25 protein-coding genes are annotated in these 25,847 nt (G+C 33.4%); 18 read left to right on the forward strand and 7 right to left on the reverse strand.

The window, feature by feature from the left end:
* Nucleotides 1-69: 69 nt before the first annotated feature.
* Nucleotides 70-825, reverse strand: a complete 756-nt coding sequence (locus FNW52_RS06515) for a glycosyltransferase family 2 protein (protein ID WP_143376654.1) — start codon at nt 823-825, stop codon at nt 70-72.
* 81 nt (nt 826-906) lie between these two features.
* Here FNW52_RS06515 and FNW52_RS06520 point away from each other — a divergent pair, with 81 nt between their 5' ends.
* Entirely contained in the window at nt 907-1,617 is a 711-nt protein-coding gene (locus tag FNW52_RS06520; RefSeq protein ID WP_143376655.1) for a polysaccharide deacetylase family protein, read from the forward strand.
* On the opposite strand, the gene FNW52_RS06525 is transcribed toward FNW52_RS06520, so the two are convergent.
* Nucleotides 1,609-2,346, reverse strand: a complete 738-nt coding sequence (locus FNW52_RS06525) for a glycosyltransferase family 2 protein (RefSeq protein WP_143376656.1) — start codon at nt 2,344-2,346, stop codon at nt 1,609-1,611. The genes FNW52_RS06520 and FNW52_RS06525 overlap by 9 nt on opposite strands.
* 54 nt (nt 2,347-2,400) lie before the next feature.
* On the opposite strand from FNW52_RS06525, the gene FNW52_RS06530 reads away from it, so the two are divergent.
* On the forward strand, nt 2,401-3,216 hold the full coding sequence (locus FNW52_RS06530) for a glycosyltransferase family 2 protein (protein ID WP_143376657.1): 816 nt from the start codon (nt 2,401-2,403) through the stop codon (nt 3,214-3,216).
* Between the two features lie 434 nt (nt 3,217-3,650).
* Here FNW52_RS06530 and FNW52_RS06540 read toward each other — a convergent pair whose 3' ends face one another.
* Nucleotides 3,651-4,709 (reverse strand): glycosyltransferase family 9 protein, encoded by a 1,059-nt coding sequence (locus tag FNW52_RS06540; RefSeq protein WP_143376658.1) that lies wholly within the window; start codon nt 4,707-4,709, stop codon nt 3,651-3,653.
* Between the two features lie 156 nt (nt 4,710-4,865).
* Between FNW52_RS06540 and FNW52_RS06545 the strand changes: the two genes are divergently transcribed.
* Entirely contained in the window at nt 4,866-5,624 is a 759-nt protein-coding gene (locus tag FNW52_RS06545) for a lipopolysaccharide kinase InaA family protein (protein ID WP_143376659.1), read from the forward strand.
* Nucleotides 5,625-5,836: 212 nt separating this feature from the next.
* On the opposite strand, the gene FNW52_RS06550 is transcribed toward FNW52_RS06545, so the two are convergent.
* Complete coding sequence (locus FNW52_RS06550; RefSeq protein WP_143376660.1) at nt 5,837-6,652, reverse strand: 2,3,4,5-tetrahydropyridine-2,6-dicarboxylate N-succinyltransferase; 816 nt, start codon at nt 6,650-6,652, stop codon at nt 5,837-5,839.
* Between the two features lie 155 nt (nt 6,653-6,807).
* On the opposite strand from FNW52_RS06550, the gene FNW52_RS06555 reads away from it, so the two are divergent.
* The 4 genes from FNW52_RS06555 to FNW52_RS06570 all read left to right on the forward strand — a co-directional run bounded on the left by FNW52_RS06555 (nt 6,808) and on the right by FNW52_RS06570 (nt 9,513).
* The gene (locus tag FNW52_RS06555; RefSeq protein ID WP_143376661.1) at nt 6,808-7,041 is read left to right on the forward strand and encodes a hypothetical protein; all 234 of its coding nucleotides are present in this window, start codon (nt 6,808-6,810) and stop codon (nt 7,039-7,041) included.
* A complete protein-coding gene (locus FNW52_RS06560) occupies nt 7,031-7,312 on the forward strand; it encodes a type II toxin-antitoxin system RelE/ParE family toxin (protein WP_143376662.1) in 282 nt (93 codons plus the stop codon). The genes FNW52_RS06555 and FNW52_RS06560 overlap by 11 nt, the downstream gene beginning before the upstream one ends.
* Before the next feature lie 12 nt (nt 7,313-7,324).
* On the forward strand, nt 7,325-7,735 hold the full coding sequence (gene ruvX, locus FNW52_RS06565) for a Holliday junction resolvase RuvX (protein WP_116760607.1): 411 nt from the start codon (nt 7,325-7,327) through the stop codon (nt 7,733-7,735).
* 278 nt (nt 7,736-8,013) lie between these two features.
* Complete coding sequence (locus FNW52_RS06570) at nt 8,014-9,513, forward strand: malate:quinone oxidoreductase (protein WP_143376663.1); 1,500 nt, start codon at nt 8,014-8,016, stop codon at nt 9,511-9,513.
* Nucleotides 9,514-9,592: 79 nt separating this feature from the next.
* On the opposite strand, the gene FNW52_RS06575 is transcribed toward FNW52_RS06570, so the two are convergent.
* Entirely contained in the window at nt 9,593-11,803 is a 2,211-nt protein-coding gene (locus FNW52_RS06575) for an FUSC family membrane protein (RefSeq protein WP_143376664.1), read from the reverse strand.
* Nucleotides 11,804-12,205: 402 nt separating this feature from the next.
* Here FNW52_RS06575 and def point away from each other — a divergent pair, with 402 nt between their 5' ends.
* The 3 genes from def (at nt 12,206) to mazG (ending at nt 14,426) form a co-directional block, all read left to right on the forward strand.
* Entirely contained in the window at nt 12,206-12,793 is a 588-nt protein-coding gene (def, locus tag FNW52_RS06580) for a peptide deformylase (protein ID WP_143376665.1), read from the forward strand.
* 98 nt (nt 12,794-12,891) lie between these two features.
* Nucleotides 12,892-13,377 (forward strand): DUF5606 domain-containing protein, encoded by a 486-nt coding sequence (locus FNW52_RS06585; RefSeq protein ID WP_143376666.1) that lies wholly within the window; start codon nt 12,892-12,894, stop codon nt 13,375-13,377.
* A 275-nt stretch (nt 13,378-13,652) separates the two neighbouring features.
* The gene (mazG, locus tag FNW52_RS06590) at nt 13,653-14,426 is read left to right on the forward strand and encodes a nucleoside triphosphate pyrophosphohydrolase (protein ID WP_143376667.1); all 774 of its coding nucleotides are present in this window, start codon (nt 13,653-13,655) and stop codon (nt 14,424-14,426) included.
* 53 nt (nt 14,427-14,479) lie between these two features.
* On the opposite strand, the gene FNW52_RS06595 is transcribed toward mazG, so the two are convergent.
* Entirely contained in the window at nt 14,480-15,160 is a 681-nt protein-coding gene (locus FNW52_RS06595) for a Crp/Fnr family transcriptional regulator (RefSeq protein WP_143376668.1), read from the reverse strand.
* A gap of 107 nt (nt 15,161-15,267) precedes the next feature.
* Here FNW52_RS06595 and FNW52_RS06600 point away from each other — a divergent pair, with 107 nt between their 5' ends.
* The 8 genes from FNW52_RS06600 to FNW52_RS06635 all read left to right on the forward strand — a co-directional run bounded on the left by FNW52_RS06600 (nt 15,268) and on the right by FNW52_RS06635 (nt 24,396).
* A complete protein-coding gene (locus FNW52_RS06600) occupies nt 15,268-17,691 on the forward strand; it encodes a heavy metal translocating P-type ATPase metal-binding domain-containing protein (RefSeq protein WP_143376669.1) in 2,424 nt (807 codons plus the stop codon).
* 116 nt (nt 17,692-17,807) lie between these two features.
* On the forward strand, nt 17,808-17,999 hold the full coding sequence (gene ccoS, locus FNW52_RS06605; RefSeq protein ID WP_143376670.1) for a cbb3-type cytochrome oxidase assembly protein CcoS: 192 nt from the start codon (nt 17,808-17,810) through the stop codon (nt 17,997-17,999).
* A gap of 72 nt (nt 18,000-18,071) precedes the next feature.
* Entirely contained in the window at nt 18,072-20,249 is a 2,178-nt protein-coding gene (gene ccoN, locus FNW52_RS06610; protein WP_143376671.1) for a cytochrome-c oxidase, cbb3-type subunit I, read from the forward strand.
* Between the two features lie 15 nt (nt 20,250-20,264).
* Entirely contained in the window at nt 20,265-20,432 is a 168-nt protein-coding gene (locus FNW52_RS06615; protein ID WP_116760627.1) for a CcoQ/FixQ family Cbb3-type cytochrome c oxidase assembly chaperone, read from the forward strand.
* A 27-nt stretch (nt 20,433-20,459) separates the two neighbouring features.
* The gene (locus FNW52_RS06620) at nt 20,460-21,341 is read left to right on the forward strand and encodes a cbb3-type cytochrome c oxidase N-terminal domain-containing protein (RefSeq protein WP_143376672.1); all 882 of its coding nucleotides are present in this window, start codon (nt 20,460-20,462) and stop codon (nt 21,339-21,341) included.
* 146 nt (nt 21,342-21,487) lie between these two features.
* Complete coding sequence (ccoG, locus tag FNW52_RS06625; RefSeq protein ID WP_143376673.1) at nt 21,488-22,894, forward strand: cytochrome c oxidase accessory protein CcoG; 1,407 nt, start codon at nt 21,488-21,490, stop codon at nt 22,892-22,894.
* Nucleotides 22,895-23,127: 233 nt separating this feature from the next.
* Complete coding sequence (locus FNW52_RS06630) at nt 23,128-23,577, forward strand: FixH family protein (RefSeq protein ID WP_143376674.1); 450 nt, start codon at nt 23,128-23,130, stop codon at nt 23,575-23,577.
* A 117-nt stretch (nt 23,578-23,694) separates the two neighbouring features.
* A complete protein-coding gene (locus tag FNW52_RS06635; RefSeq protein WP_143376675.1) occupies nt 23,695-24,396 on the forward strand; it encodes a sulfite exporter TauE/SafE family protein in 702 nt (233 codons plus the stop codon).
* Between the two features lie 54 nt (nt 24,397-24,450).
* On the opposite strand, the gene hemN is transcribed toward FNW52_RS06635, so the two are convergent.
* Nucleotides 24,451-25,815, reverse strand: coding sequence for an oxygen-independent coproporphyrinogen III oxidase (gene hemN / locus FNW52_RS06640; protein WP_143376676.1), 1,365 nt, complete (start codon nt 25,813-25,815; stop codon nt 24,451-24,453).
* Nucleotides 25,816-25,847 lie beyond the last annotated feature (32 nt).

Genomic DNA, 25,847 nt, shown 5'->3' on the forward strand with positions numbered 1-25,847 from the left:
TGTTTGTTAAATTTTAGGGGAAAAGGCTGTTTGAAAACGTTGTCTTAGTAAGCTTTATGAAATATTTACTTAGTCAATCTTTCTATACATCAACCAAAGCTGCAAGTATCTTTTGAATACGGCAAAGGAATTCAAATAAGCCAAGATAAACCCTTCTTTTCCGTCTAAAAATCCCAAACGACAAGCATATTGCCACCAAAAGTTACAATAGGGGCGAATGAAAAAATGAAACAAATTGGGGCGTTTGTTTTTTATGAAAAGGCTTTTTGCTTGTAGTTGGCTATGTAAGTTGAGTTTGTTGTTGTAATCGTCAAAATTTTTGTAACTGTAATGATTTACACGATTTTTTAAAGCACCAATTTTTCCAATTGTTGTAATGGTTTCATTAACTAGGTTTCCATCATAACTGCAGTTGTTTTTATTAAAAATCCGAATCGTTTTATTGTTTTTCCAGCCACCATGTTTAATTCGTTTCCCCATAAAAAAGAAATTTCTATTAACAGTGTAAGCAACAAAATCATTAGGAGATTTGGTAATGGCAATAATTTCCTTTTCGAGTTCTGGGGTAATATATTCGTCTAAGTCAAAAAAAACAATCCAGTCATTTTTGGCCTGTTGTAAGGCAAAGTTTCGTTGTGTCGAAAAATCATCAAAATTTCTTTGTAGGACAGTAACACCCAGTTCTTTTGCAAGGGCTACCGTGGTATCGGTACTATTGGAATCAATAAAAATAATTTCATCGGCAAAAGACAAGCTTTGAACATAACGTTTTACATTCTCTTCCTCGTTTAAAGTAATGGCTAAGGCAGTTATTTTTGGTTTCAAACTATTTTGATTTCTATTTTTAGATAATTAGAGACAAATGTAATAAATTTACAGTCGTAATTTTAATCTTAAATTAGCCAAATGACACGTTTACCTATATTGATGTACCATAATGTTTCTAATGACGATAAGGATAGTAAAGGACTTACTATTTTTTGTGATGCCTTAGAAAATCAGTTCCGCTATTTAAATCAAATGGGGTTTTGTACGTATCATTTTTCTGAATTAGAAAATGTAACTTCAATTCATTCAAAAAGTGTTATTATTACATTTGATGACATTACAGAGAATCAATTACTTCATGCAGTTCCCTTGCTCCAAAAATACAATCTGAAAGCTACTTTTTTTATTCCTTTTGGTTATATTGGGGATGCAGATATATGGAATAATGGGAAAGAGAAAATTATGTCTATAGACCAATTGAAGGAATTGGATAGCTTGGTAGAGTTGGGTTTACACTCTTTTGAGCATAGAAAATATGCCACTTTAACTGAATCTGAACTCAATGTAGATTTTTTTAAATGTTTTGAAGTTATTGAGAAAAACGGTCTGAAAGTTTATAATGCTTTAGCTTATCCTTATGGGAACTATCCAAAAAAAGAGCCTAATAAATTGATGTTCAATACTGTTTTAGAACAAAATAATATAAAAGCGGGGTTAAGAATTGGGAATAGAATTAATAAATTTCCTTTTAAGAATCCGTATGAAATTATGCGAATTGACATCAAAGGCGAAGACAGTTTGCTGAAGTTTAAATTGAAATTGCGTTTTGGGAAGTTGAAGTTATTTTAAATCCTCTTTGATCAAAATCATTTTGGTGTAACGAGAAAAAACCCCATAAGCATCAATAGTCGCTACTGCAAGACCAGGAATGCCATCAAGAAAACCTCTTTTGAGAATATAGGAATGAAAAAAACGATAAAATGGCTTGAAAATCAATAAAAAAAGGTTCGTTTTCTTGTTTTTTTCTAATGCCATTTTGGCCTGAAACCAAGCATAAGAATCTTTCTTTTTTAGATAATGAAGCAAACCTTTGTAGGTATAGTGAATTACAAAACTGTTCAAAACTCCTGTTTTTCCAGTAGTTTTTAATTTTTCGTGAACTGCTCCTTCAAAATAAACTCCATTATTTTTGACCAATCGGAGTACTCTGTTTTCCGAATGATATAAAAATCGATTCATATAAAAATGAGGGAATTTTAGCTTATAGGCATTGTATTTAGAGCTTGTAATAGCTTCTTGAATTTCGATTTGTAGTTTTTGAGAAACTCTTTCGTCTGCATCTAGAAACAAAATCCAATCGCCTGTAGCAAAACTAATAGCGTGATTTTTTTGATTGGAAAAGTTATCAAATTTTCTATCCAAAACTTTACATCCTAATTCAACCGCCTTTTCCTTAGTGCCATCGGTACTAAAAGAATCGATTACAATAATTTCATCAACAAATGCAATCGATTTAAGGGCATCTTCAATATAATCAATTTCATTGTATGTAGGGATTATAGCGGTAAGTTTAGTCATTTTTTTAGTTTTAAAAAAGACAAAATTAGCAAATTTGATTACCTTTGCGGCATTATGCAAAAAAATATTTCAATTATTATCAGTACCTATAATTCGCCTGAATTATTGAAGAAAGTTCTTCTGGGCTATAACACTCAAACTTACAGGAACTTTGAGGTTGTTATTGCTGACGATGGTTCCTTGCAAGATACTTTTGATTTGATTGCAGAAATGAAACAAAAAGTTTTTTATGACATACACCATGTTTGGCATCCAGATAATGGTTTTCAAAAAACAATTATTCTTAATAAAGCAGTTTTAGAGGCATCGGCAGATTATATTTTGATGACTGATGGCGACTGTATTCCTCGTGCAGATTTTGTAGAACATCATATCAAAAACCGTGAATTGGGTTTTTTTCTATCAGGTGGTTATTATAAATTAACAGATTCTATTTCAAAAAAAATATCGGAAAACGATATTTATTCTGGGAATTGCTTTGACCTTAAATGGTTGAAAAAAAATGGAATGCCTTTTTCTTTTAAAAACAATAAAATCTGCGAGTATGGATTTAAAAGTTGGTTTTTAAACACAGTTACACCAACAACTCCAAGCTGGAATGGTCATAACGCATCCGGATGGAAAGCTGATTTTATAGCCGTAAATGGTTTTGATGAGCGTATGCAATATGGAGGTGAAGATCGGGAGTTTGGCGAACGATTGATTAATTACGGCATCAAACCCAAACAAGTTCGTTATACTGCTGTTTGTTTGCATTTGGATCATCCTCGTGGATATGTCAAACCCGAAATGATTGTTAGAAACCAGCAAATTCGTAAAGAAACTAAAGCATTAGGCAGGATTAGAACTGAATTTGGTTTGCAAAAATAAATATAATAAAGGTGTTGTTTTAACCCTTTTTCGTTCAAAATAATTTTGGCATACCTAGAAAAAACACCATAAGCATTGATGCTTGCAAGTGCCAAGCCAGTAACGCTATTCATAAAGCCTATTTTTGAAATATAAGTAAGAAGTACAGTTTTGTATGCGTTTAGATCATTCTCGGGGTTAAGCTGCGACGGAATCTACTAGTAAAAAAAAAGCATCCGCGACTATGAGGGCACTGAAAAAGTCCCCCTAGAAAAAATTGAGAAAAAATCTTGATGGAAAAACGAAATAAACGCTCTGAGAATCGCTTAATTGAGTTTAAAAACTTTTAAGTTTGAAAATATAGCAAAGAGAAGGGCTTAAACTGATTTAAAGTTTAAGCCCTTTTATTTATAGGTAGTTTTTCAGTGCCCTCGCGACTAACGGATGCTTTTTTGTTATAAATTATTTTTCAAGAAAGTGTCTAATTCGGGGATAATCATTTCTGGAGTCAATTGTTTGTATAATTCATCTGGATTTTTTTCTATTCTTTTGCATTCTTCAAAAGTAAAACTGTCAAATAGATTTGGTTTCATTTCCAGTAAATGTACCGAGTGATGGAATTTTCCATCTTCAAAACTTGCCCAATGGTCTTTGTTTACATAAGGAGAAAAAATGGTAAAAGTAGGTTTGTTCAAGGCTTTTGCAATATGAACTGTTCCTCCTTCATTAGAAACCAATACATCGCATTGTGACATTAATTTAATGAAATCTCGTATGCTCTTGGCATAAATGTCTAAAATGATATTTGATTTGTTTTGGCACATTTCATGAATTTTTTGTGCTTCCTCTTTTTGATGTGGCGCATAGTTGAATAGGATATTTACATCATAGTTTGATGTAATAAAATCAACTATTTGGGCTACGTATTCATAAGGCATCGATTTTTGGGGTGTGCTTCCTAAAATCCCCAAAACAATTACTTTCTTGTTTTTATAGTCTTGAAGCCAATCTTCTTTTTTTTCTTCTTCTGTTAAAAATATTTTAGGTTCGTAGACAATGGGCTCGAAATTGCCAGCCTGACTTAGTAGGTGTATTCTATCTTCTATTGCTTTACCACAAATCTTGGTCTTTTCTTTAGAGATGGTTAGAGGATGGGTGTAATAGCCCCAATTACCTAGTTTTTTTCGACTTTTATGTCCGATGGTTTGTTTGGCTCCGGAGAATTTGCAAATCAATTTACTTTGTGTTTTTGAATACGGATCAAAAATAATGTCATACTGTTCTTTTTTAATCTGTCGAATTAGGCGAAATAAAACAGGAAGTTTTTTTAGTTCTTTGTCATTTATAGATATGATTTTGTCGATATTTGGGTTGTTGCTAATTACGCCATGTGTGAAATCATAGGCCATAAAATGAACTTCACTCTTGGGATACTTTGCTTTAAAATTATTGGCAATCACAGAGCTGATTAGAACATCTCCAATTCGCTTGTTTTGTATGATTAAAACTTTCATCCTAGTTGTTTGTTTTTATTGATTGGAGGTATGTAATTCTCAATATTGAGTCTTTTGGATTGACCAAAAAAAGGATTCCTAAATTTCTTTATGACACTATTCCTTGGTACAAAGTTCTATTTTTTATACTTTTAAACCAAATTAAAATTGTAAGCTGTGTCAATAATCGTTCATTCGAAATATAAAAGTAAAGAAGAGGCTATTTTTCAATTAGTTGCTAATTTTTTTGAGGAAGGGGATATGATTGTTAAGGGGGCTAGAAATACGATCAAGTCCAATTTTCTAGGGGATGAAAAGGTAAATATTAAATTTTTTCAGAAGCCAGGAATATTTAAATCAATTATTTACTCTTTTTTTAGAAGTACGAAAGCCAAACGGTCTTTTGATTATGCTAATTATTTAATAGCGCATAATATTCTGACGCCCTTTCCTATTGCTTATATTGAAAAATGGAACAGTATTGGACTGCTACAGGACAGTTATTATATTTGCCAGCAAATTGATTATGATTTTACCATTCGAGAACTAATACATGATCCATTGTTTCCTGAGAGAAATGTTATTTTAGAGCAATTCACCGCTTTTACATTTAGTATGCATGAGGCAAATGTTAATTTTTTGGATCATTCCCCGGGAAATACTTTGGTTATAAAAAAAGATACGGGGAAATATGAGTTTTATCTAATAGATTTGAATAGAATGAATTTTAAAAACTTATCTATCGAGGAGCGAATGGATAATTTTAAAAAAATGTGGTTGTCTAAAGCTATGGTAAAAGTCGTGGCAGAGGCTTATGCTAAATTAAGTAGTCAACCCGAAGAAAAATTACTTGCTATTCTTTCGGATAAAACAACTCAATTCAAAAGAAAAATCACAAAAAAAAAATACTTAAAAAGGAAAATAGGTAGGAAGTAAAAACAAAGTAAACTTCAATAGTCAAAGGGCAAAAGGCAAACACCAAAGGGCAAAAGGCAAAAAAATTCCAAATTCCAATCGAATAATCAATTGAAATTTGGAATTTTTGATATTTGGTTTTGTATTGATGTTTTATGTGGTCAATAATCAACTAATTGTGTGTTTTAATTGCAAAGTATTCAATCTGCAATCTAAAATCTGCAATCTAAAATTTATACCGCTACATCATATTCGCGTAAAGCGTTATTCAATGACGTTTTTAAATCTGTAGATGGTTTACGAGTCCCAATAATCAAAGCGCAAGGCACTTGGAATTCTCCAGCAGCAAATTTCTTAGTATAACTTCCTGGGATTACTACTGAACGAGCAGGGACAAAACCTTTCATTTCTACAGGGGCATCACCAGTTACATCGATGATTTTTGTCGAGGCAGTCAAACATACATTGGCACCAAGAACGGCTTCTTTGCCCACATGAACTCCTTCAACAACAATACAACGTGAACCTATAAAGGCACCGTCTTCAATAATTACCGGAGCAGCTTGCAATGGTTCAAGAACACCGCCAATTCCAACTCCACCGCTTAAGTGTACATTTTTACCAATTTGAGCACAACTTCCTACGGTTGCCCAAGTATCTACCATCGTTCCTTCATCTACATAAGCACCAATGTTTACATAACTAGGCATCAGGATTACACCACTTGAGATGTAAGCACCATAACGAGCGACAGCATTAGGAACCACACGAATTCCTTTTTCGGCATACCCTCTTTTTAGTAGCATTTTGTCGTGGTATTCAAAAATTCCAGATTCTAATGTTTCCATTTTTTGAATAGGGAAGTACATCACAACGGCTTTCTTTATCCATTCGTTTACTTGCCATCCTTCGCCAACAGGCTCAGCAACACGTAATTTTCCGGTGTCTAATAATTCAATAACTGCTCTGATGGCATCAGTAGTTGTTGTTTCTTGTAATAAAGCACGGTTCTCCCAAGCTTGTTCTATTATTGGTTGTAATGGATTCATTTTTCTTAGATTTTTGGCAAAGATACCATTTTTAAGCAATAGCAAAAAAGACAAATTGAATGGAAAATGTTATGGGTATAACTTAATAGCCATTTATTTTGTGAAATCAGTTTTAGTTTAAAAAGTGGTATATTTGTACAATAAATAAAATTGCCATGGAAACGTTACGATTAGAATTTCAACCCAACATAAAAGCCAAGCTCTTGGAATTATTAAGTTCATTTTCTTCGGATGAATTGAAGATTGTTCAAGAAAGGTCAAGTTTTGAAGATGAAAAAAGAATGCTACAGGCTAGAATGGATAAGATTAATAATGGCACTGCTGTCTATTCTAGTTTTGAGGAGTTGGATATTTTGCTGGAAGAAACTATATCAAAATATGAGGGTTAAATTAACTGTTGAATTTAATTACGATTTGAAGGATATAGTTGATTTTATTTCGAGAGACAAACCCGTTGCAGCTAGGAAATTCAAAACCGAATTAATAAAGAATGTGAAAAAAGATTTGAAGCAACCTTTTCTTTTCAAAAAATCAATTTATTTTAAGGACGAGTATATAAGGGATTATGTTTTTAAAGGCTATACAGTTGTTTTTAAAGTTGATGTTGCACTCGAAACAGTTTTGGTTGTGGCAATTTTGAAACATAGAAAATCATTATAATCTAAAAAATAAATGCCTAGAATACTCTCTATAGATTACGGACAAAAACGCACCGGAATAGCTGTTACTGATGAATTGCAAATTATTGCTTCGGGATTGACTACGATTCCTTCCGCTACTGCAATTGCTTTTTTAAAAGATTATTTTTCCAAAGAAAAAGTAGAAGCCGTTCTTATTGGTGAACCCAAACAAATGAATGGAGAGCCTTCTGAAAGTGCCTCTATTATAAAAGGATTTGTAACTCATTTTACCAATCATTTCCCAGACATGAAAGTCATTCGTGTAGATGAACGTTTTACATCTAAAATGGCTTTTCAAACGATGATCGATAGCGGACTCAACAAAAAACAACGCCAAAATAAAGCGTTAATTGATGAAATTTCGGCCACTATTATGCTTCAGGATTATTTGAATCGGAAATAGATTAGCTATAAACATTCGGTAATTAGTGAATAGCCTTTAGTGATTAGCATGGAATCGCTGGTTTTACTGTAAATGCATTCGAAATTGTTGAGGAAAATCAAATAGCTTTAATTTTAGATTTTCTTTATCGGCTAGCCAAAGGCTAATCACTTTTTACTCCCGATAGCTATCGGGACTAATGGCTTTGTTTTTTTATTGTTTCATAACTTTTTCGACTAAATTTAACTTTTTTTTTGTGAATTTAAGAGGTACTTTTGCATTTTTAAAATCTCACAAAAATGTCTGATACAACGATACGTTCAAAAACTACTGATGTAGTACTTATTGGTGCTGGAATAATGAGTGCCACTCTTGGTTTGATTCTTAAAGAGTTACAACCCGATATTAAAATAGAAATATTCGAAAGATTAGACATTGCCGCTGCCGAAAGTTCTGATGCATGGAATAATGCCGGAACTGGACATTCTGCTTTTTGTGAGCTAAATTACACTCCTGAAAAAGAAGACGGAAGCATTGATCCCAAAAAGGCAATCAGTATTGCCGAATCTTTTGAGGTATCACGCCAGTTTTGGGCTTATCTAGTCAACCAAAAATATATGGATTCACCAGAGGAATTCATAAAAAGCATTCCGCACATGAGTTTTGTTTGGGGAGAGAAAAACGTTGATTATCTTAAGAAAAGATACGACGCTTTACAACCCAATGCGCTGTTTAAGGATATGCAATTCAGTACCGATTTTTCTAAATTAAAAGAATGGATGCCGTTAGTAATGGAATCCAGAAAAGAATCTGAAAAGTACGCAGGAACAACGATGGCTATTGGAACAGACGTGAATTTTGGAGAATTGACTAGAGGGATGTTTAAGCATTTGTCTCAATTGGATGGAGTTACAGTGTCCTTTAATCATGAGGTAGATAAGTTGAAACAACGTAGGGATGGTTCTTGGAGAATAAAAATAGAAGATTTGGCTAATGGCCAAAAAAGAAAAGTATACACCAAATTTGTTTTTATTGGTGCTGGTGGAGGCTCATTGCCTTTATTAGAAAAAGCAAATGTTCCAGAAGGAAAAGGATATGGAGGTTTCCCAGTAAGCGGACAATGGTTAAAATGTACCAATCCAACCGTTATCGCAAAACACCAAGCCAAAGTATATGGTAAAGCAAGCGTTGGGGCACCACCTATGTCTGTTCCTCATATTGATTCTAGAATGATAAACGGTGAAAAAGCATTGCTTTTTGGTCCGTTTGCTGGTTTTTCTACTCGTTTTTTGAAGAATGGATCGTATTCTGATTTGCCATTTTCAATAAAAACAGACAATGTTATTCCGATGCTTATTGCGGGTTATAAAAACTTGCCTCTTACTAAATATCTAATTGAGCAAGTACGTCAATCTCCAAAAGACAGGATGAATGCCCTTAAGGAATATGTACCCAAAGCAGTTGCAAAGGATTGGGTCTTGGAACGTGCTGGACAAAGAGTTCAAGTGATAAAAAAAGATGAAAAAGAAGGTGGGATACTTGAATTTGGTACTGAAATGATCACTACTGCAGATGGTTCATTGGCCGTTTTACTTGGTGCATCGCCAGGAGCTTCGACCGCTGTTTCTATTATGCTAGAATTGGTAGCCAAATGTTTTAAGGAAGAAAGTAAGTCTGTAGTATGGCAGGAAAAATTCAAAGCTATGATCCCATCGTTTGGTCAAACTTTAAATGATAAACCGGAGCTTTTGGCAGAAATCAGAAAAAACACTTCAGCTGTTTTAAAACTTGTGGAGTAGTTTTTTAGCCACAGTTTTCAGTCGCAGTCTCAGTTTTCAGTCTCTATCTGAAAACTGAAAACTGCGACTGAAAACTTTCTCACAACATTAATAATTTGGTATTTTTCAAGATCCTCTCTGATAAATTGGTAAGCCAAATTAATTGCTCAATTACCAATTGTGCTTCTTGCATTTTCAAGGTAAAGGACTCTTCATCGATAAGATTTCCTTCTTTTAGTTCTCTTTCTCTTATATTTTTTAGTTCCGTAAATCGATTGGCTAATTCTTCGTTTGTAATAGGATTTTGTTGAGCGTAGACTTCGTTTTTTAAATATCCAATTGCTTCTTCTAAATTCTTAATACTCTTTTTTGCCACAATTGTAAATGCTTCGGATAAGGGAGTCGTTTTATGGGATTGTATGTAAGTACCCAACGAAGCAATCGAGGAAAGTAAGGAGTGATTGAGTTCGGTTAATTTATAAACCTGAGTCATTTTTATTTGTTTGGACTTAGGTTCTTGCGACATTCTTTGGAACGAGGCCATAAGATTTCCAATTTCGATAAAGGCATTTTTTCTGGCTAAACGATACGATATAGTTACCTCTCCTTTATTTCTGTAGAAAGCGAATATTTCATTGAGATAATCACGATTGGCAGCAATAGCTTTCTCCAAATATTCGGGGGCTTTTATGTATTCCCATGAAGGCCACAAAAAATGGTTGGCCAAGAACGCCAAAAGAGCTCCAGTTAAGGTATCGATAATCCTAAATTGAATTACATGAACAAAATTTGGTGTCAATATGCCATATAGAAACACAATATACATGGTTACAAATGTGGCGCTAACAGTATAATTGGTTTGTGTAAAGGATAAACCTAAGAGCATGCACGTTATTGCCAGTGTACTGAGTAGGATTTGATTTTGAGTTAAGGATAAAATAGAAAATGCAATTACACCTCCTAATATTGTCCCCAATGCGCGTTGAATAGAGCGTTGTTTTGTTAAGCCATAACCGGGGCGCATTATGATTATGATGGTCATTAAAATCCAATAAATATTTTGAAAAGGGAGTAGTTTCCCGATGATACCACCAATTATAATGGTAATTGTTAGTCTTAGGGAATGCCTGAAAATGGTAGATGAGAAACTTAAATTCTGAACAAATGTGCTTAAAGGATAATATTGAGGTGTTAAGAATTTTTCTAGATCTTTGTCTTTGCCTTTAAAATCATAAGTGTTTGTAGCTGTTGTAAAGGTACGCTCGATGACTTTAATCTTTTCTATTTGTTTTTCAGCATATTCTAACATGGTTGTTAACATAAAAACACCTTCGGAGGCAGCTGTTGCTCCTAAGTCATTTTCGTATGCCGCAATAGCGAGTTCAAGCGCATTAAGATCTTTGAATAAATTGTGTTTCGAAACGTAATTTGTCCTGTTATTTATATTTTTAGATAACTGCTTTAATGTAGAAGCCAAATTATAGGCTAAGTTTTGATAAGTAGATAAAACTTTAGGATGGTCGTCAAATTTTTTATGTAATTTATCATGGTCAAATGCTGTCGATAGTGCTAATTCTAATATTTCAACCAAGGAAATAAAGGCAATTAGCATTTTTCTGTTTTGATTAGAAGTGATAGAATTGAATTGTTTTCCAATAAGAACTCTTCTTATGTTATGATGTATGGTGTTAAGCTCTACTTGTAAGTGTAGCTGTTTTTCGATTATTGCTTTTTTATCGGCACCTATTTTCCATAAATCTCCTCTAAGTTTAAGGTATTTTGAAGTCAATTTTATACATTCTGCAACTTGTAATTCGGCATATCTATTAGGTCTTGTGTAATGAAAAATAAGAGATATAACTAAGTAAAACAATCCTCCAGATAAAATTAATGTGGCATATTTAATCATTTCTAATCCCGTATGCATATGGGAGAAAGATAAGGACACGGCTAGTAATGCCGAAAAGGATACGATCGTGGCTCTTTGTCCATAAACGGATATCATTGATAAAACAAACAATAATAGAATAAAAAAAGGATAGAAAAGCCAAGGATAAGGATAGAAAAGATTAATGAGCAAATTAATACTTGAGACTAAAAAAGCCGTAAATAGTATTCCCTTAATTTTATGTTTTAAACTACTCGGAATGTCACTTGGATACGTTAAGAAAGCACCGAGAGCAATGTTAAAACCAATTTCAAAATAACCTAGATAGGAGAATAATAAAACAGGAAAAACCGCAGATAGTGTTGCTTTTAAAGCATTAGTAAAATAAGTGCTATCAGTGAATTTTTCAATTTTATCGATCATAATTATTGATTTATTGCAAAGATACCATTTGTAGGGATTTAATAGGTATTTGTTATAGGATTAAAGTAGAGCAATACAGTGATTAGTGAATAGCAGTTAGTGATTAGTGTCGGTTGTGTTTTAAACGCCAAAACAATAATTAAAGTAATTACAAAAAAAGACATAGAACCCTTATTTTGCAAGAAACTATCAATTTTTTTAGCAGTCAGGGCTAATCACTATTTACTCCCGATAGCTATCGGGACTAATGGCTGAATAATTCACAAAATCAAGTCTAAATTACAAAAAAACGCTAATTATTTAAATGGGATTAATCATTGTTTATTTTTTTACTATTTTTGCCAACCGAATTAAATGGAATTATCCTTTAATTTACACTAGTTACTAATTAATACAACACGAATGATAGTACCAATTATAGGATATGGTGATCCTGTTTTGAGAAAAATAGGAGAGGAGCTTACTCCTGAATATCCAAATTTGAAAGAAATTATAGACAATATGTATGATACCATGTACAATGCATGTGGTGTTGGTCTAGCAGCTGAACAAGTAGGTTTATCATTGCGATTGTTTATTGTAGATACTACTCCTTTTAGTGATGATGAGGATTTGGAAGAAAAAGAACAAGATCAATTGAAAGGGTTCAAAAGAACGTTTATCAATGCAAAAATGATCAAAGAAGAGGGTGAAGAATGGGCTTTTAACGAAGGATGCTTAAGTATTCCAGATGTCCGTGAAGATGTATATAGAAATCCTACGATAACTATTGAATATTGTGAAGAAGATTTTGTGATGAAAACCGAAGTTTTTGATGGTTTAATAGCTAGAGTTATTCAGCACGAATACGATCATATCGAAGGGATTTTGTTTACAGATAAAATATCATCATTGAAAAAACGTTTGATTCAAAAAAAATTAAAAAACATCACCGAAGGGAAAACATTTCAAGATTATAGAATGAAATTTTTCGCCAAAAAAGGAAGATAGTTGTAAGTGGTCAGTTTGCAGTCCCGTTCCGATAATTATTGGGAGCTATCGGGATTAGTGTTCAGATTTTTAATAAAGAATAAGTAAAAAAATATAAAATGAATTTAGAGAAAATATTATCCATTTCAGGAAAGCCAGGTTTATATGTTTTAAAAGTACAAACGCGTACTGGTTTTGTTGCTGAGTCATTATTGGATGGAAAAAAAGTAACCGTAAGTTTGAAAAGCAATGTAAGTCTATTGTCTGAAATTTCTATTTACACCTATGAAGCTGAAAAACCATTGGCTGAAATAATTCAAAACATTGCCAATAAAGAAAATAAAGGTGCTGCTCTTTCTCACAAAGAAGATAATGCAAAATTATCAGCTTATTTTAGAGAAATATTACCAGAGTATGATGAAGATAGAGTATATCCATCTGATATCAAGAAAATATTAAATTGGTACAATATGCTTCAAGAAAGAGGTATGATTGTGGATGAAGCTCCAGTTGTTGTTGCTGAAGAAGTAGCTCCTGTTGCAGAAGAAGTTGTTGCCGAAAAAGTAAAAGCTCCAGCTAAAAAAGCAAAAGCTAAAAAAGAGTAATTTAAGTTTTTAGTAGCTGTTAGCTCTTAGTGAATAGTGATTAGCATTTGGCGTTTCAAAAAACGAATTCTATGAAACGCAAGTGCAGATTGTTGTTTTTAGATATACTTTCAGTATTGAAAACCCAGTGAAGCTAATTACTAATGGCTATTAACTAATCACTAAATAATTTAATCCTGTCTAGATTTTTCTGGACAGGATTTCTTATTTTTGAAATAATTTTGTTTTGTAAAAAGCTAAACTTTTAAACCTAATAACCCATCTAAATTTTTCTAATGAATTCCAAACAAAACCAACTCCAAGCCTTCGAAAGATTATTAGATATAATGGACGATTTGCGTGAAAAATGCCCTTGGGACAAAAAGCAAACCATGCAAACGCTACGTCATCTTACCATTGAGGAAACCTATGAATTGGGCGATGCCATTTTAGATAATGATTTAAACGAAGTAAAAAATGAATTGGGAGACTTGCTATTGCATATTGTTTTTTATGCCAAAATAGGAAGTGAAACCAACGATTTTGATATGGCTGATGTGTGTAATGATATTTGTGAAAAACTAATTCATCGTCATCCCCATATTTACAGTGATGTGGTGGTAAAAGATGAAGAAGAGGTAAAGCAAAATTGGGAAAAACTAAAACTAAAAGAAGGTAAGAAATCGGTTTTGGAGGGTGTTCCAAAAAGCTTACCCGCTTTGGTAAAAGCGAGCCGAATTCAGGATAAAGTAAAAGGAGTAGGGTTTGATTGGGAAGAATCGCACCAAGTTTGGGATAAGGTTCAAGAAGAATTACAAGAATTGCAAGTTGAAATCGAAGCTGGAGATCAAGATAAAATGGAATCCGAGTTTGGCGATGTTTTATTCTCGATGATTAATTATGCCCGCTTTTTAAACATAAATCCCGAAGATGCATTAGAACGAACCAATAAAAAATTCATTAAACGCTTTCAGTATTTAGAGAGTAAAGCAGATGAGTTAGGAAAACCACTGATGGATATGACGCTTGCAGAGATGGATGTTTTCTGGAATGAAGCGAAAAAGCTTTAGTATTATTCAGAAAGCAGTATTCAATATTCAGTATTCAGAAAACAGTTCAGGGTCTATTCCGCCAATTTTTTCAATTTATTAAAATCTTTCAAAACAATTTTTTTACCTATCAATTCAATCAATCCTATTTTATTAAAATCAGATAGTAATCGAATGCAACTTTCGGTAGCTGTTCCTATCATACTGGCTAGTTCATCTCTTGAAAGTTGTATTTTTAGCGTTTTGTCTGTATTGGTGCCAAAGGTATCATGTAAATAGATTAATGTCTCGGCTAGTCTTTCTTTTACAGACTTCTGAGCCATGTTAACCATATGTTCATCGGCATTTTTTAAATCGCCGCATATCGTTTTCATGACATTCATAGAGAATTGATTGTTTTTGTCAAAAAATTCCATAATGTCATTTTTTGGAATGAAACAAACGTGCATGTCTTCTAGTGCGATGGCACTTAAATTAGCTGGTTCGTCACTAATCATAGAACGTTGACCTAATAATTCTCCTTTTGCTACCAATTTTACGATATGATCTTTACCATTTGGACTCAATTTGGTCAATTTGCAAACTCCGTCCTTAACGCAAAATATACCATTCACATTTTCTCCTTCTTCAAAAATGTTTTCCCCTTTTTTAATGGTTATGGATGTCTTGCAATCAGAAAGTTTTAATAACTCGTCTTTATTTAGTGCTTTTAACGAACTAAATTCTTTAACGATACATTGTTCACATTTGCTCATAATGAAATTGGATTTGCTTCTACAAAGTTATACTTTTATATGATAAATGTCATTGTTTTCGAGACATTCGATTTGTAAAATTTACAGTTTTTAATTAGACTTTATTTATGGCGAAAAATAACTGTTTTCATTGTGGTTTAGATATTGTAAAAGAGGAGCATCCGAGTACCGATAGCTATCGATACGAACTGACGAAGCAAATACTTTTTGATGGAAAGGAATTTTGTTGCAATGGTTGTAAAACCGTATACGAAATTTTTAGTCTGAATGATTTGACCTGTTATTATGATTTTGAAAATGCACCAGGTGCAACTCCACAGGACATTGATGGTAAATATGATTTTTTAGATAATGAAAGCATTGTTATAAAATTGTTGGAATTTCAAGAAGACACAGCGGCTATTATTTCACTTAACATTCCACATATACATTGTAGCTCGTGTATTTGGATTTTGGAGAATTTACAACGTCTTCAAAAAGGAATAAACACCTCTCAAGTTAATTTTCCGGAGAAAAAAGTCCGAATCAATTATAATCCTGAAATTGTTTCGCTCAAAAACATCATTTATTTATTGAGTTCCATAGGGTATGAGCCTTATATCAGTCTAGAGAATTACGAAACTGGTAAGAACAATGTCGATCGAAGTTTGACCTATAAATTAGGAGTGGCTTTCTTTTGTTTTGGAAATATTATGTTGCTTTCATTTCCAGAATATTTTGAAGTAAAAGAATATTGGTTGGATAATTATAAACCCTTCTTTAGAGGATTGATTTTTGCATTATCCTTGCCTTCTTTTTTGTATTCGGCCAGTGGTTATTATGTTTCGGCTTATAAAAGCATTAAAACCAAAATGCTTAACATTGATATTCCTATTGCTTTAGGGATAGTTGTGATGTTTATCCGTAGCACTTTTGATATTGTAATGGATTATGGTCCCGGTTTTTTCGATAGTTTAACGGGCTTGATTTTCTTCATGTTATTGGGGAAAATGTTTCAAATTAAAACCTATAGTTTCCTTAGTTTCGAAAGGGATTTTAAATCGTATTTCCCGATAGCGATTACCAAAGTTATAAGTGATACCTTAGAAGAAAGTGTTCCTATTTATGATGTTCAAAAAGGAGATCGATTGTTGATCAGAAATCAAGAACTCATTCCAGTTGATGGGATTTTAATTTCAGATAAAGCCGATATCGATTATAGTTTTGTGACTGGTGAAGCTATTCCAATCACCAAAAAATCGGGAGACAAAGTATTTGCGGGAGGAAAACAAATAGGGAAAGTGATTGAAATGGAAGTTCTACATTCAGTTTCACAAAGTTATCTAACGCAATTGTGGAGTAACGATGTCTTTCAGAAAAATGTGGAGCAAAAACATAAAACTATAACAGATAGTATTAGTAGATATTTTACTCCAATTTTGCTATTGATTGCATTTGCTGGATTTGGCTATTGGATATTTTTTGATGCCAACACTGCTTTCAATGTTTTTACGGCTGTTCTTATTGTGGCCTGTCCTTGTGCATTGGCTTTGACAGCTCCTTTTACCATGGGGAATATGCTGCGAATTTTAGGCAATAAACATTTTTACCTCAAAAACGCTTTAGTTATTGAGCAATTGGCCAAAGTAGATACCATTGTTTTTGATAAGACTGGTACAATAACGACCAATACAAAATCTAATATTTCTTATGAAGGAGAAGTTCTTACTGAATCTAATTTAGTTTTAATAAAAAATGTGCTTCGTGCCTCGAATCATCCTCTGAGTAGAATGCTATATGATTTTTTACCGGAAGGGAAAAGATTGAAACTAGATTCATTCGAAGAGATAACGGGGAAAGGAATTCAAGCTACGATAAATGGAGTCAAGCTTCAAATGGGTTCAGCGGCTCTTTGTTCACCGCCTTCAGAAGGTTCGGTTGAGGTTTTGCAAACTTCGGTTCATGTAAAGATAGATGATGTTTATTATGGGAAATATGTTTTTAATAATGAATATAGAGAAGGATTATCTGAATTGTTTGGAAAGCTAAGTACTCAATATCAGATAAAAGTATTGTCTGGAGATAATGAAGGAGAACGCAGTTTATTAGAATCGATTTTACCAAAGGGTATCGAAATGATTTTTAATCAAAAACCAGAGCAAAAATTAGAGTTCATCAAAAAACTGCAAGAGCAAGGAAAAAATGTGATGATGGTAGGCGATGGCCTTAATGATGCTGGTGCTTTGGCACAAAGTAATGTTGGGATTTCTATTTCTGAAAATGTGAATGTTTTTTCGCCGGCTTGTGATGCCATTCTAGATGCTAAAGAATTTAAAAAGCTGCACTACTTTTTAAAACTATCCAAAAAAGCCATAACAACGATTAAAATGAGCTTTACTTTATCACTTTTATACAATGTAGTAGGATTGTCTTTTGCTATTACTGGAAACCTATTGCCTTTGGTAGCTGCAATTGTTATGCCGCTGAGTACTATAACGATAGTGAGCTTTGTAACCGTTATGAGTAATTACTATTCCCGTAAATTAGGATAGTTTAATAGGGGATTATTTAGTTTTTTTTCATATTTTTAGCATATTCGGATAAATATGATAATTATCATTTTTTATAAAAGGTGGTGCATATACTTTTGTTAACTTAATACTAAGATATGAGCGTTATATATTTATTGATTTCCATTAGTATTTTCGTAGCAATTGGATTTTTTATTGCATTTGTCTTTGCAGTAAAATCAGGACAATATGATGATGATTATACCCCTTCGGTCAGAATGCTTTTTGACGATGAATTGATTAAATCTCCCTCCTCAAAAAAAAAGGAAATAGTAAACTCCAAAAGCTAAGTTGAATCTTCAATTTAACTTTTGATAGTTAATAAATACCAATTTTAAACAACATTAAAAACAATTATAAATATGGAAATGCAACAATTTTATTACGACAACAAAATTGTAAAGAAGTTCATTTATGCCACTATACTTTTTGGAGTAGTTGGGATGTTAGTGGGGCTTATTTTGGCCACTATGTTCCTTTTCCCAAACATGACCGATGGTATTTCATGGCTAAGTTTTGGTAGATTAAGACCTTTACATACCAATGCGGTTATTTTTGCCTTTGTCGGGAACGCTATGTTTGCGGGGATTTATTATTCGCTACAGCGATTATTAAAAGCCAGGATGTATAGCGATTTCTTGAGCAACCTTAATTTTTGGGGTTGGCAATTAATCATTGTCGCTGCTGCTATTTCATTGCCTTTGGGATACAGTACTTCAAAGGAATATGCTGAGTTAGAATGGCCAATAGACATTGCGATTGCATTAATTTGGGTGGCTTTTGGAATCAATATGATTGGTACCATGCTAAAAAGAAGAGAACGCCATTTGTATGTTGCCATTTGGTTTTATTTAGCCACATTTATTACCGTTGCGGTATTGCATATTTTTAATAGTTTAGAGTTGCCGGTTTCTGCTATGAAAAGTTACTCTGTTTATGCAGGGGTTCAAGATGCATTAGTGCAATGGTGGTACGGTCACAATGCAGTTGCCTTTTTCTTGACGACTCCATATTTAGGATTAATGTATTATTTTGTACCCAAGGTTGCCAATCGTCCTGTGTATTCTTACAGACTTTCAATCATTCACTTTTGGTCTCTAATTTTTCTTTATATCTGGGCGGGTCCTCACCATTTATTATATTCAGCATTACCAAATTGGGCTCAAAACTTAGGGGTAGTATTCTCTGTAATGTTAATAGCTCCATCTTGGGGTGGTATGATTAACGGACTTTTAACGCTAAGAGGCGTTTGGGATAGAGTACGTGAAGAACCAGTTTTGAAGTTTTTTGTTGTTGCTATGACCGGTTATGGTATGGCTACTTTTGAAGGACCAATGCTTTCTTTTAAAAATGTCAATGCTATTGCCCACTATACGGATTGGATTATTGCTCACGTTCACGTTGGCGCATTGGCTTGGAATGGTTTTATGGCTTTTGGTATTATTTATTGGTTGATCCCAAGAATGACAAAAAGTACTTTGTACTCTACTAAATTGGCCAATTTCCATTTCTGGATCGGAACATTAGGAATTATACTTTATACATTACCTATGTACTTGGCAGGTTTCTTACAAGCTTCTATGTGGAAACAATTTAATCCAGATGGTACTTTAACCTATGGTAATTTCCTAGAAACCGTTACTCAAATCATGCCAATGTATTGGATGCGAGCCATTGGTGGATGTATGTATTTAATTGGAATGTTAACCTTGGTGTATAACATCATCCAAACGGTAAAAGCAGGTAATGAAATTGAAGATGAATTGGCAGAAGCTCCTGCATTACAATCCATTAGTTCAGGAAGAATTAAAGGGGAAAAATACCATACGTGGTTGGAAAGAAAACCAATAAAAATGGCTGTTTTTGCGACTATTGCGATATTAATAGGTGGTATTATTCAAATTGTGCCAACGATTATGGTAAAATCGAATATTCCAACTATTGCGAGTGTTAAGCCCTATTCTCCGTTAGAATTGCAAGGTCGTGATTTATACATTCGTGAAGGTTGTGTGGGTTGTCACTCTCAATCGGTTCGTCCTTTCCGTAGTGAAGTAGAACGTTATGGCCCACAATCCAAAGCGGGAGAGTTTGTTTACGATCATCCATTTCTTTGGGGATCAAAACGTACGGGTCCTGATTTATTAAGAGTTGGTGGGAAATACAATGATAATTGGCATTTTAACCACATGTGGAATCCGCAAAGTACCTCTGCGGGATCTATTATGCCAGGTTACAAATGGTTGTTTGATAATAAAGCAATGGATATTTCTTTGACCGAAAAGAAAATGCAAGCTATGGTTACTCTTGGGGTTCCTTATACGGCAACTCAAATAGCAAATGGTTTAAAAGATTTACGAACTCAAGCCATTGCGATTGAAGAGAGCCTTAAAAATGACCCCGATTTTGTAAAAAGTTATGAAGATAGCAAGAAGAAAGCTGAAGCAAAAGGAGAAAAATTTGTTCCGATGAATGAAAGAGAAATTGTAGGGCTAATTGCTTATATTCAAAGACTTGGTACAGATATTAAAGTAAAAGAATAACTAAAAAATAGCGTTATGTTCGAACAGATAAAACACAATATGGAAACCATTGCAGGAGTTGCAATTTTCCCGATACTATCGTTGTTAATTTTCTTTTTCTTTTTTCTAGGCTTAGGAATCTGGGTTTACTCATACAAAAAAGAAACGGTTGATGAGATGAGTCAAATTCCATTAGAAGATTAAATTGTATAATTTCAAAATAGATAAACAATGAAAAAAATAATTCCACCTTATATAAGAGTTCTTTTGATATTTTTCTCCGTTTTTGGAGCGATGGAATACTTTATAGATTCAGGAGATCGTCCTGCGTTTATTAAATTCCCAATGGTTTTAGGCTTTTTATTTGTATTGCTTTTTCTTTTAATTGCAATAGAAATTACGCTTAAAGCCGTAAATACAGTTACCTATCAATTGCTTTCGGAAGAAGAAAAAGCAAGATTAGCTCAAGAAGCTGAATTGAGTCTAAAAGACAAAAGTTGGTACAAGAACTTAATGCAAAGTTTGACAAAAACGGTGCCTATTGAAGATGAAAAGCAACTCTTGATGGATCATGATTATGATGGTATCAAAGAGTTAGACAATAATTTACCGCCATGGTGGGTGTATTTATTCTATGCTTGTATTGTTTTTGCAGTAGTTTATTTGGTTCGTTATGAAATTATGGGGGCTCCTGATCAAGAGGCCGAACTTAAAAGCGAAATGGCTCAAGCTAAAGTTGAAGTAGCCGAGTATATGAAGACCGCACCCGATTTGATGGACGAAAAAACAGTAACTTTATTAGCAGATCCCACTGATTTGACCGCTGGAAAAGCGATTTTCGAAACTAATTGTGCTGCTTGTCACCGTGCCGATGCAGGGGGGCAAATTGGACCAAACTTAACAGATGATCATTGGATTTTGGGTGGTGGAATTAAAAATATGTTCCACACTATTACCAATGGAGGTCGTGACGGTAAAGGGATGATTGCATGGAAAGGAACCTTGAAACCAAAAGAAATTCAAACGGTTGCCAGTTATATTATTTCTTTAAAAGGAAGTAATCCAAAAGATCCAAAAGCACCAGATGGCGAAATTTGGGTTGAGGAGAAATAGTATTCAGTCGCAGTGTTCAGTTGTGTGAGCTACTTTGTCAATCCCAATAGCTATCTTGATTTTGACAAAGTTAGCTGCGTTTCAGATTTGTTAGTGAAATTAACTACGTCAAGCATTCGTGCCAATTCGTGAAATTCGTGTTTAAAATGGATAACGCTTTTAGAGATACCATCGGAACAATTGATGAAGAGGGTAATAGAAAATACATTTATCCCAAAAAACCTTCCGGAAAGTTTTATGACTATAGAAAGTGGGTCAGTTATTTTTTATTGATCATTCTGGTTGCAAATCCTTTTATAAAGATAAATGGGAATCAATTCATGATGTTTAATGTTTTGGAACGCCGTTTTAATATTTTCAGCTTCCCATTTTGGCCACAAGATTTTTATCTTTTTGTAATCTTTATGATTATTGGAGTTGTATTTGTCATTCTATTCACTGTAATTTTTGGACGTATATTTTGTGGGTGGATCTGTCCGCAAACTATTTTTTTAGAAATGGTTTTTCGCCGAATAGAATATTGGATAGAAGGAGATCGTGGGGCACAAATTCGCTTGGAAAAACAAGAATGGAACGCAGATAAAATCCGCAAGAAGGCAACAAAGTGGTTTGTTTTCCTTGTTATTTCTTTTCTGATTGCCAATGTGTTTTTAGCCTATCTTATAGGAAGCGATGAATTATTTAGATTGATAGAAGGTGGGCCTTTTGCGAATACCAGTACCTTTATTTCCTTATTGATTTTCACTAGTGTTTTTTATTTTGTGTTTGCTTGGTTTAGAGAACAAGTTTGTATTATAGCTTGTCCTTACGGAAGATTACAAGGCGTTTTATTAGATAAAAAATCAATAAATGTAGCCTATGATTTTGTGCGAGGGGAAAAAGAAGTAGGAAGGGCGAAATTCAATAAGCAAGAAGACAGGGCAGCTTCAGGAAAAGGGGATTGTATTGATTGCAAGCAATGTGTACATGTTTGCCCCACAGGCATTGATATCCGTAATGGAGTTCAACTCGAATGTGTAAATTGCACGGCTTGTATTGATGAATGCGACATAATAATGAAGAGTGTAGGATTGCCTGTAGGTCTTATTCGTTATGCTTCGGAAGATGAAATAGAAACCAAAGCCAAGTTTAAGTTTACCGCAAGGATGAAAGGCTATACAGCAATATTGGCCATATTAATTGGAATACTTTTTGGATTATTGTTTTTAAGAACGGAAGTCGAAGCCACTATTTTTAGATTACCGGGACAATTATTTCAACACAAAGGAGATAATATCAGTAATATTTACACTTTCAAAATTATCAACAAAACCAATCGAGATATTAAAGATATTCATTTTGAATTGGTTGGGATAAAAGGAACTCTGAATGTAGTTGGTGTACAGGATTTAAAAGTGCCTAAACAAGGAATGTCTAGTGGTACCATGTTTATAGAAATTAATAAATTTTTATTGGAGTCTGATAAAACCAAGGTAGAAATTGATGTTTATGAAGGAAATAAAAAAATTGAAACGACTTATACTAATTTTCTAAGTCCAAGGAGTTTCGATTAATCTCTGCGTACTCAATGTCATTAAGTTAAGGATTATATTGACCTCAGAGAGGTCAAATGTTTATAGAAAAAAATGTAGCGTGTGCGTTCGACCCCAGCGGGGTCGTAGGAACGTCGGTAATTGAATTATTTCTATAAACTGAAATCCGCTGGATTTCCTTAACTTAATGACATTGTCTGCGTACTCAGTGAAGCATTCAGTAGTTAAATGAAAATACAGTAAAAAAATAAAAAATGAAAATTAATTGGGGAACTTCTATAGTAATTGCTTTCGCTTTGTTTATTAGCTTTATATTGTATTTTGTTTTAAAAGTACAATCGGATAGTAAATATGACAATGAATTAGTAGTTGAAGAATATTACAAGCATGATGTGCATTTTCAAGATGAAATGGTACGTATTCAAAATGCGCATGATTTAAAAGTAAAGCCAGTAATCACAATTGATGCCAACGGAATTACTATTGTTTTTCCTGCTGATTTTGCGCCAAAAGACATCAAAGGAACTGTTGCTCTTTATCGACCTTCTAATAAGAAATTTGATTTTCAAGTTCCTATTTCATTATCCAATTCCAGTATGTCTATTCCTAAATCAAAACTTATCGGAGGGGTTTGGGATATCAATATGGAGTGGCAATATAATGGAAAGCCCTATTTGACCAAAAAAGAGATTTATATAAAATAAAAAGAAAATAGAGTAGAGAAAATAGAATAAAGAGAAAAAAAGATGAAAATTGGTTTTAAATCATTTGTGCTCTAAAATCTGCATTCTAAAATCTAAATTCTGCAATCTAAAATTATAATGCTTTATACAGCCTTTTTATTCGGTTTAATCAGTAGTTTTCACTGCATAGGAATGTGCGGTCCCATTGCTATGATGTTGCCTGTAGAAAGAAACAATCCAGCCAAAAAAGCAACTCAAATTAGTACCTACCATTTAGGACGATTAACGGCTTACGGAAGTATTGGACTGTTATTCGGTTTATTGGGAAAAGGTCTTTTCTTAGCGGGTATTCAGCAGCAAATGTCTGTTATTATTGGCATAGCAATGATTGTAGTGATTGTAACACCCGAAAAAGTTTTTGCCCAATATAATTTTTCGAAACCAGTTTTTAGATGGATTTCAAAAATGAAGCAAACTTTAGGCAGTCATTTTAAAAAGAAAAGTTACAAATCTTTGTTTATTATAGGCTTACTGAATGGCTTTTTACCATGTGGAATGGTTTATGTTGCCTTATTTGGGGCTATTGCCATGCAAAGTGCTGGCTTTGGAGTTCTATATATGCTATTATTTGGGCTAGGAACTGTGCCAATGATGAGTGTAGTGGTTTATGTCAATTCCTTTTTGACAATTCCTATTCGAAATAAAATTCAAAAAGTAATTCCTTATGTTGGGGTAATAATTGGAATATTGTTTATTTTGAGAGGCTTAGGTCTCGGTATACCCTATGTTTCTCCATCTAATATGAGTTTATTTATACAAGAAAAAGCCAATTGTCATTGATTTTAAAAAGCGGCTAAATATCTAAGTTACTTAGAGACTTAGCCACTTTTTCTTCTAAATTGTCATTGAAAATAAAGCCGTCTCCGGTGCTTTTCTTTTTAATCTTAAATCGAAAGCCATACAAATATTACGAACATAGGGTTTTCCTTCTTCAGTAACTTTAATTTTATTTTCAGTGATGATTAATAAACCGTCATTTTCCATCTCCTTAAGTTGAATTAGAATTTCGGGTATTTCCTTAAAGGAATTAGCGTTATCTGCCCAAGAAGTTTCAAATTTACACATTAAATTCAGGATGTGTTTTCTAATGATAAGATCTTCATCTGTCAATAGATGCCCTCTAAAAACGGGTAGTTTATCCATTTCAAGTAATAGATAATATTCTTCCAGACTCTTAGCATTTTGTGCAAAACTATACCAACTGTCACTTATGGAAGATACACCTAGGCCTATCATTAATTGGGTTTTACTTGAGCTATAACCCATGAAATTTCTATGTAGTTTTCCGCTTTCAAAAGATTCGTATAAACTGTCCTCTTTTAATGCAAAATGATCCATTCCTATTTCATAATATCCATTTTTATACAATAAGGTTTTCCCAACTTCGTATAGTATTCTTTTCTTTTCATCTTTTGGGATGTCTTCATCTTTAAATCCTCGTTGCCCATTCCCTTTTATCCACGGAACATGAGCATAGCTATAAAAGGCTAATCGATCAGGTTGCAGTGATTTTGTTTTTTCAATTGTGTCTACTACATCCTCAATTTCTTGAAAAGGCAAACCGAAAATAATATCATGACCAACAGAAGTATACCCAATTTCTTTTGCCCAAAAGGTCACTTTTGCCACATTATGAAAAGGTTGCTCCCTATTAATTGCTTTTTGAACTTTTGCTGAGTAATCTTGAACGCCAAAACTTACTCTTCTAAATCCTAAATCATATAATTTTTGTAGATGTGTGTGTGTTGTATTGTTTGGATGACCTTCAAAACTAAACTCATGATGCTTGGCTTTTTCTGCATAGCAAAAAATCCCATTGATTAGATCTTCAAGGTTCTCTGGGGAGAAAAAAGTAGGAGTTCCGCCTCCTAAATGAATTTCTTTAATGATCGGTTTTTCTTCTAAAATGTTGCAATATAGAGCCCATTCTTTTAAAACGGCTTCAATGTAAGGGTTTTCTACTTTATGATTCTTTGTGATCCGTTTATTGCACCCACAAAAAGTACATAAGCTTTCGCAAAAAGGAAGGTGTATGTAAAGGCTTATTCCTTCTTGAGTATTACTCTCAACAAAAGATTTTTTAAGGGTTTCAATCCAATTTTGATTCGTGAAATCATCTTCATCCCAATATGGTACTGTGGGATAGCTTGTGTATCTTGGTCCAGGAACATTGTATTTTTGAATCAGTGAGGTTTTCATACTATACATTTTATATGTAAGCCAAAATTAAT

The sequence above is a fragment of the Flavobacterium sp. ZT3R18 genome (assembly GCF_007097385.1).
Taxonomy (GTDB): Bacteria; Bacteroidota; Bacteroidia; order Flavobacteriales; family Flavobacteriaceae; genus Flavobacterium.

Coding starts and splice junctions, on each gene's coding strand:
- FNW52_RS06520 (WP_143376655.1), top strand. CDS start 907: ATGACACGTTTACCTATATTGATGTACCATAATGTTTCTAATGACGAT.
- FNW52_RS06525 (WP_143376656.1), bottom strand. CDS start 2,346: ATGACTAAACTTACCGCTATAATCCCTACATACAATGAAATTGATTAT.
- FNW52_RS06530 (WP_143376657.1), top strand. CDS start 2,401: ATGCAAAAAAATATTTCAATTATTATCAGTACCTATAATTCGCCTGAA.
- FNW52_RS06540 (WP_143376658.1), bottom strand. CDS start 4,709: ATGAAAGTTTTAATCATACAAAACAAGCGAATTGGAGATGTTCTAATC.
- FNW52_RS06550 (WP_143376660.1), bottom strand. CDS start 6,652: ATGAATCCATTACAACCAATAATAGAACAAGCTTGGGAGAACCGTGCT.
- FNW52_RS06555 (WP_143376661.1), top strand. CDS start 6,808: ATGGAAACGTTACGATTAGAATTTCAACCCAACATAAAAGCCAAGCTC.
- FNW52_RS06560 (WP_143376662.1), top strand. CDS start 7,031: ATGAGGGTTAAATTAACTGTTGAATTTAATTACGATTTGAAGGATATA.
- ruvX (WP_116760607.1), top strand. CDS start 7,325: ATGCCTAGAATACTCTCTATAGATTACGGACAAAAACGCACCGGAATA.
- FNW52_RS06570 (WP_143376663.1), top strand. CDS start 8,014: ATGTCTGATACAACGATACGTTCAAAAACTACTGATGTAGTACTTATT.
- FNW52_RS06575 (WP_143376664.1), bottom strand. CDS start 11,803: ATGATCGATAAAATTGAAAAATTCACTGATAGCACTTATTTTACTAAT.
- def (WP_143376665.1), top strand. CDS start 12,206: ATGATAGTACCAATTATAGGATATGGTGATCCTGTTTTGAGAAAAATA.
- FNW52_RS06585 (WP_143376666.1), top strand. CDS start 12,892: ATGAATTTAGAGAAAATATTATCCATTTCAGGAAAGCCAGGTTTATAT.
- mazG (WP_143376667.1), top strand. CDS start 13,653: ATGAATTCCAAACAAAACCAACTCCAAGCCTTCGAAAGATTATTAGAT.
- FNW52_RS06595 (WP_143376668.1), bottom strand. CDS start 15,160: ATGAGCAAATGTGAACAATGTATCGTTAAAGAATTTAGTTCGTTAAAA.
- FNW52_RS06600 (WP_143376669.1), top strand. CDS start 15,268: ATGGCGAAAAATAACTGTTTTCATTGTGGTTTAGATATTGTAAAAGAG.
- ccoS (WP_143376670.1), top strand. CDS start 17,808: ATGAGCGTTATATATTTATTGATTTCCATTAGTATTTTCGTAGCAATT.
- ccoN (WP_143376671.1), top strand. CDS start 18,072: ATGGAAATGCAACAATTTTATTACGACAACAAAATTGTAAAGAAGTTC.
- FNW52_RS06615 (WP_116760627.1), top strand. CDS start 20,265: ATGTTCGAACAGATAAAACACAATATGGAAACCATTGCAGGAGTTGCA.
- FNW52_RS06620 (WP_143376672.1), top strand. CDS start 20,460: ATGAAAAAAATAATTCCACCTTATATAAGAGTTCTTTTGATATTTTTC.
- ccoG (WP_143376673.1), top strand. CDS start 21,488: ATGGATAACGCTTTTAGAGATACCATCGGAACAATTGATGAAGAGGGT.
- FNW52_RS06630 (WP_143376674.1), top strand. CDS start 23,128: ATGAAAATTAATTGGGGAACTTCTATAGTAATTGCTTTCGCTTTGTTT.
- FNW52_RS06635 (WP_143376675.1), top strand. CDS start 23,695: ATGCTTTATACAGCCTTTTTATTCGGTTTAATCAGTAGTTTTCACTGC.
- hemN (WP_143376676.1), bottom strand. CDS start 25,815: ATGAAAACCTCACTGATTCAAAAATACAATGTTCCTGGACCAAGATAC.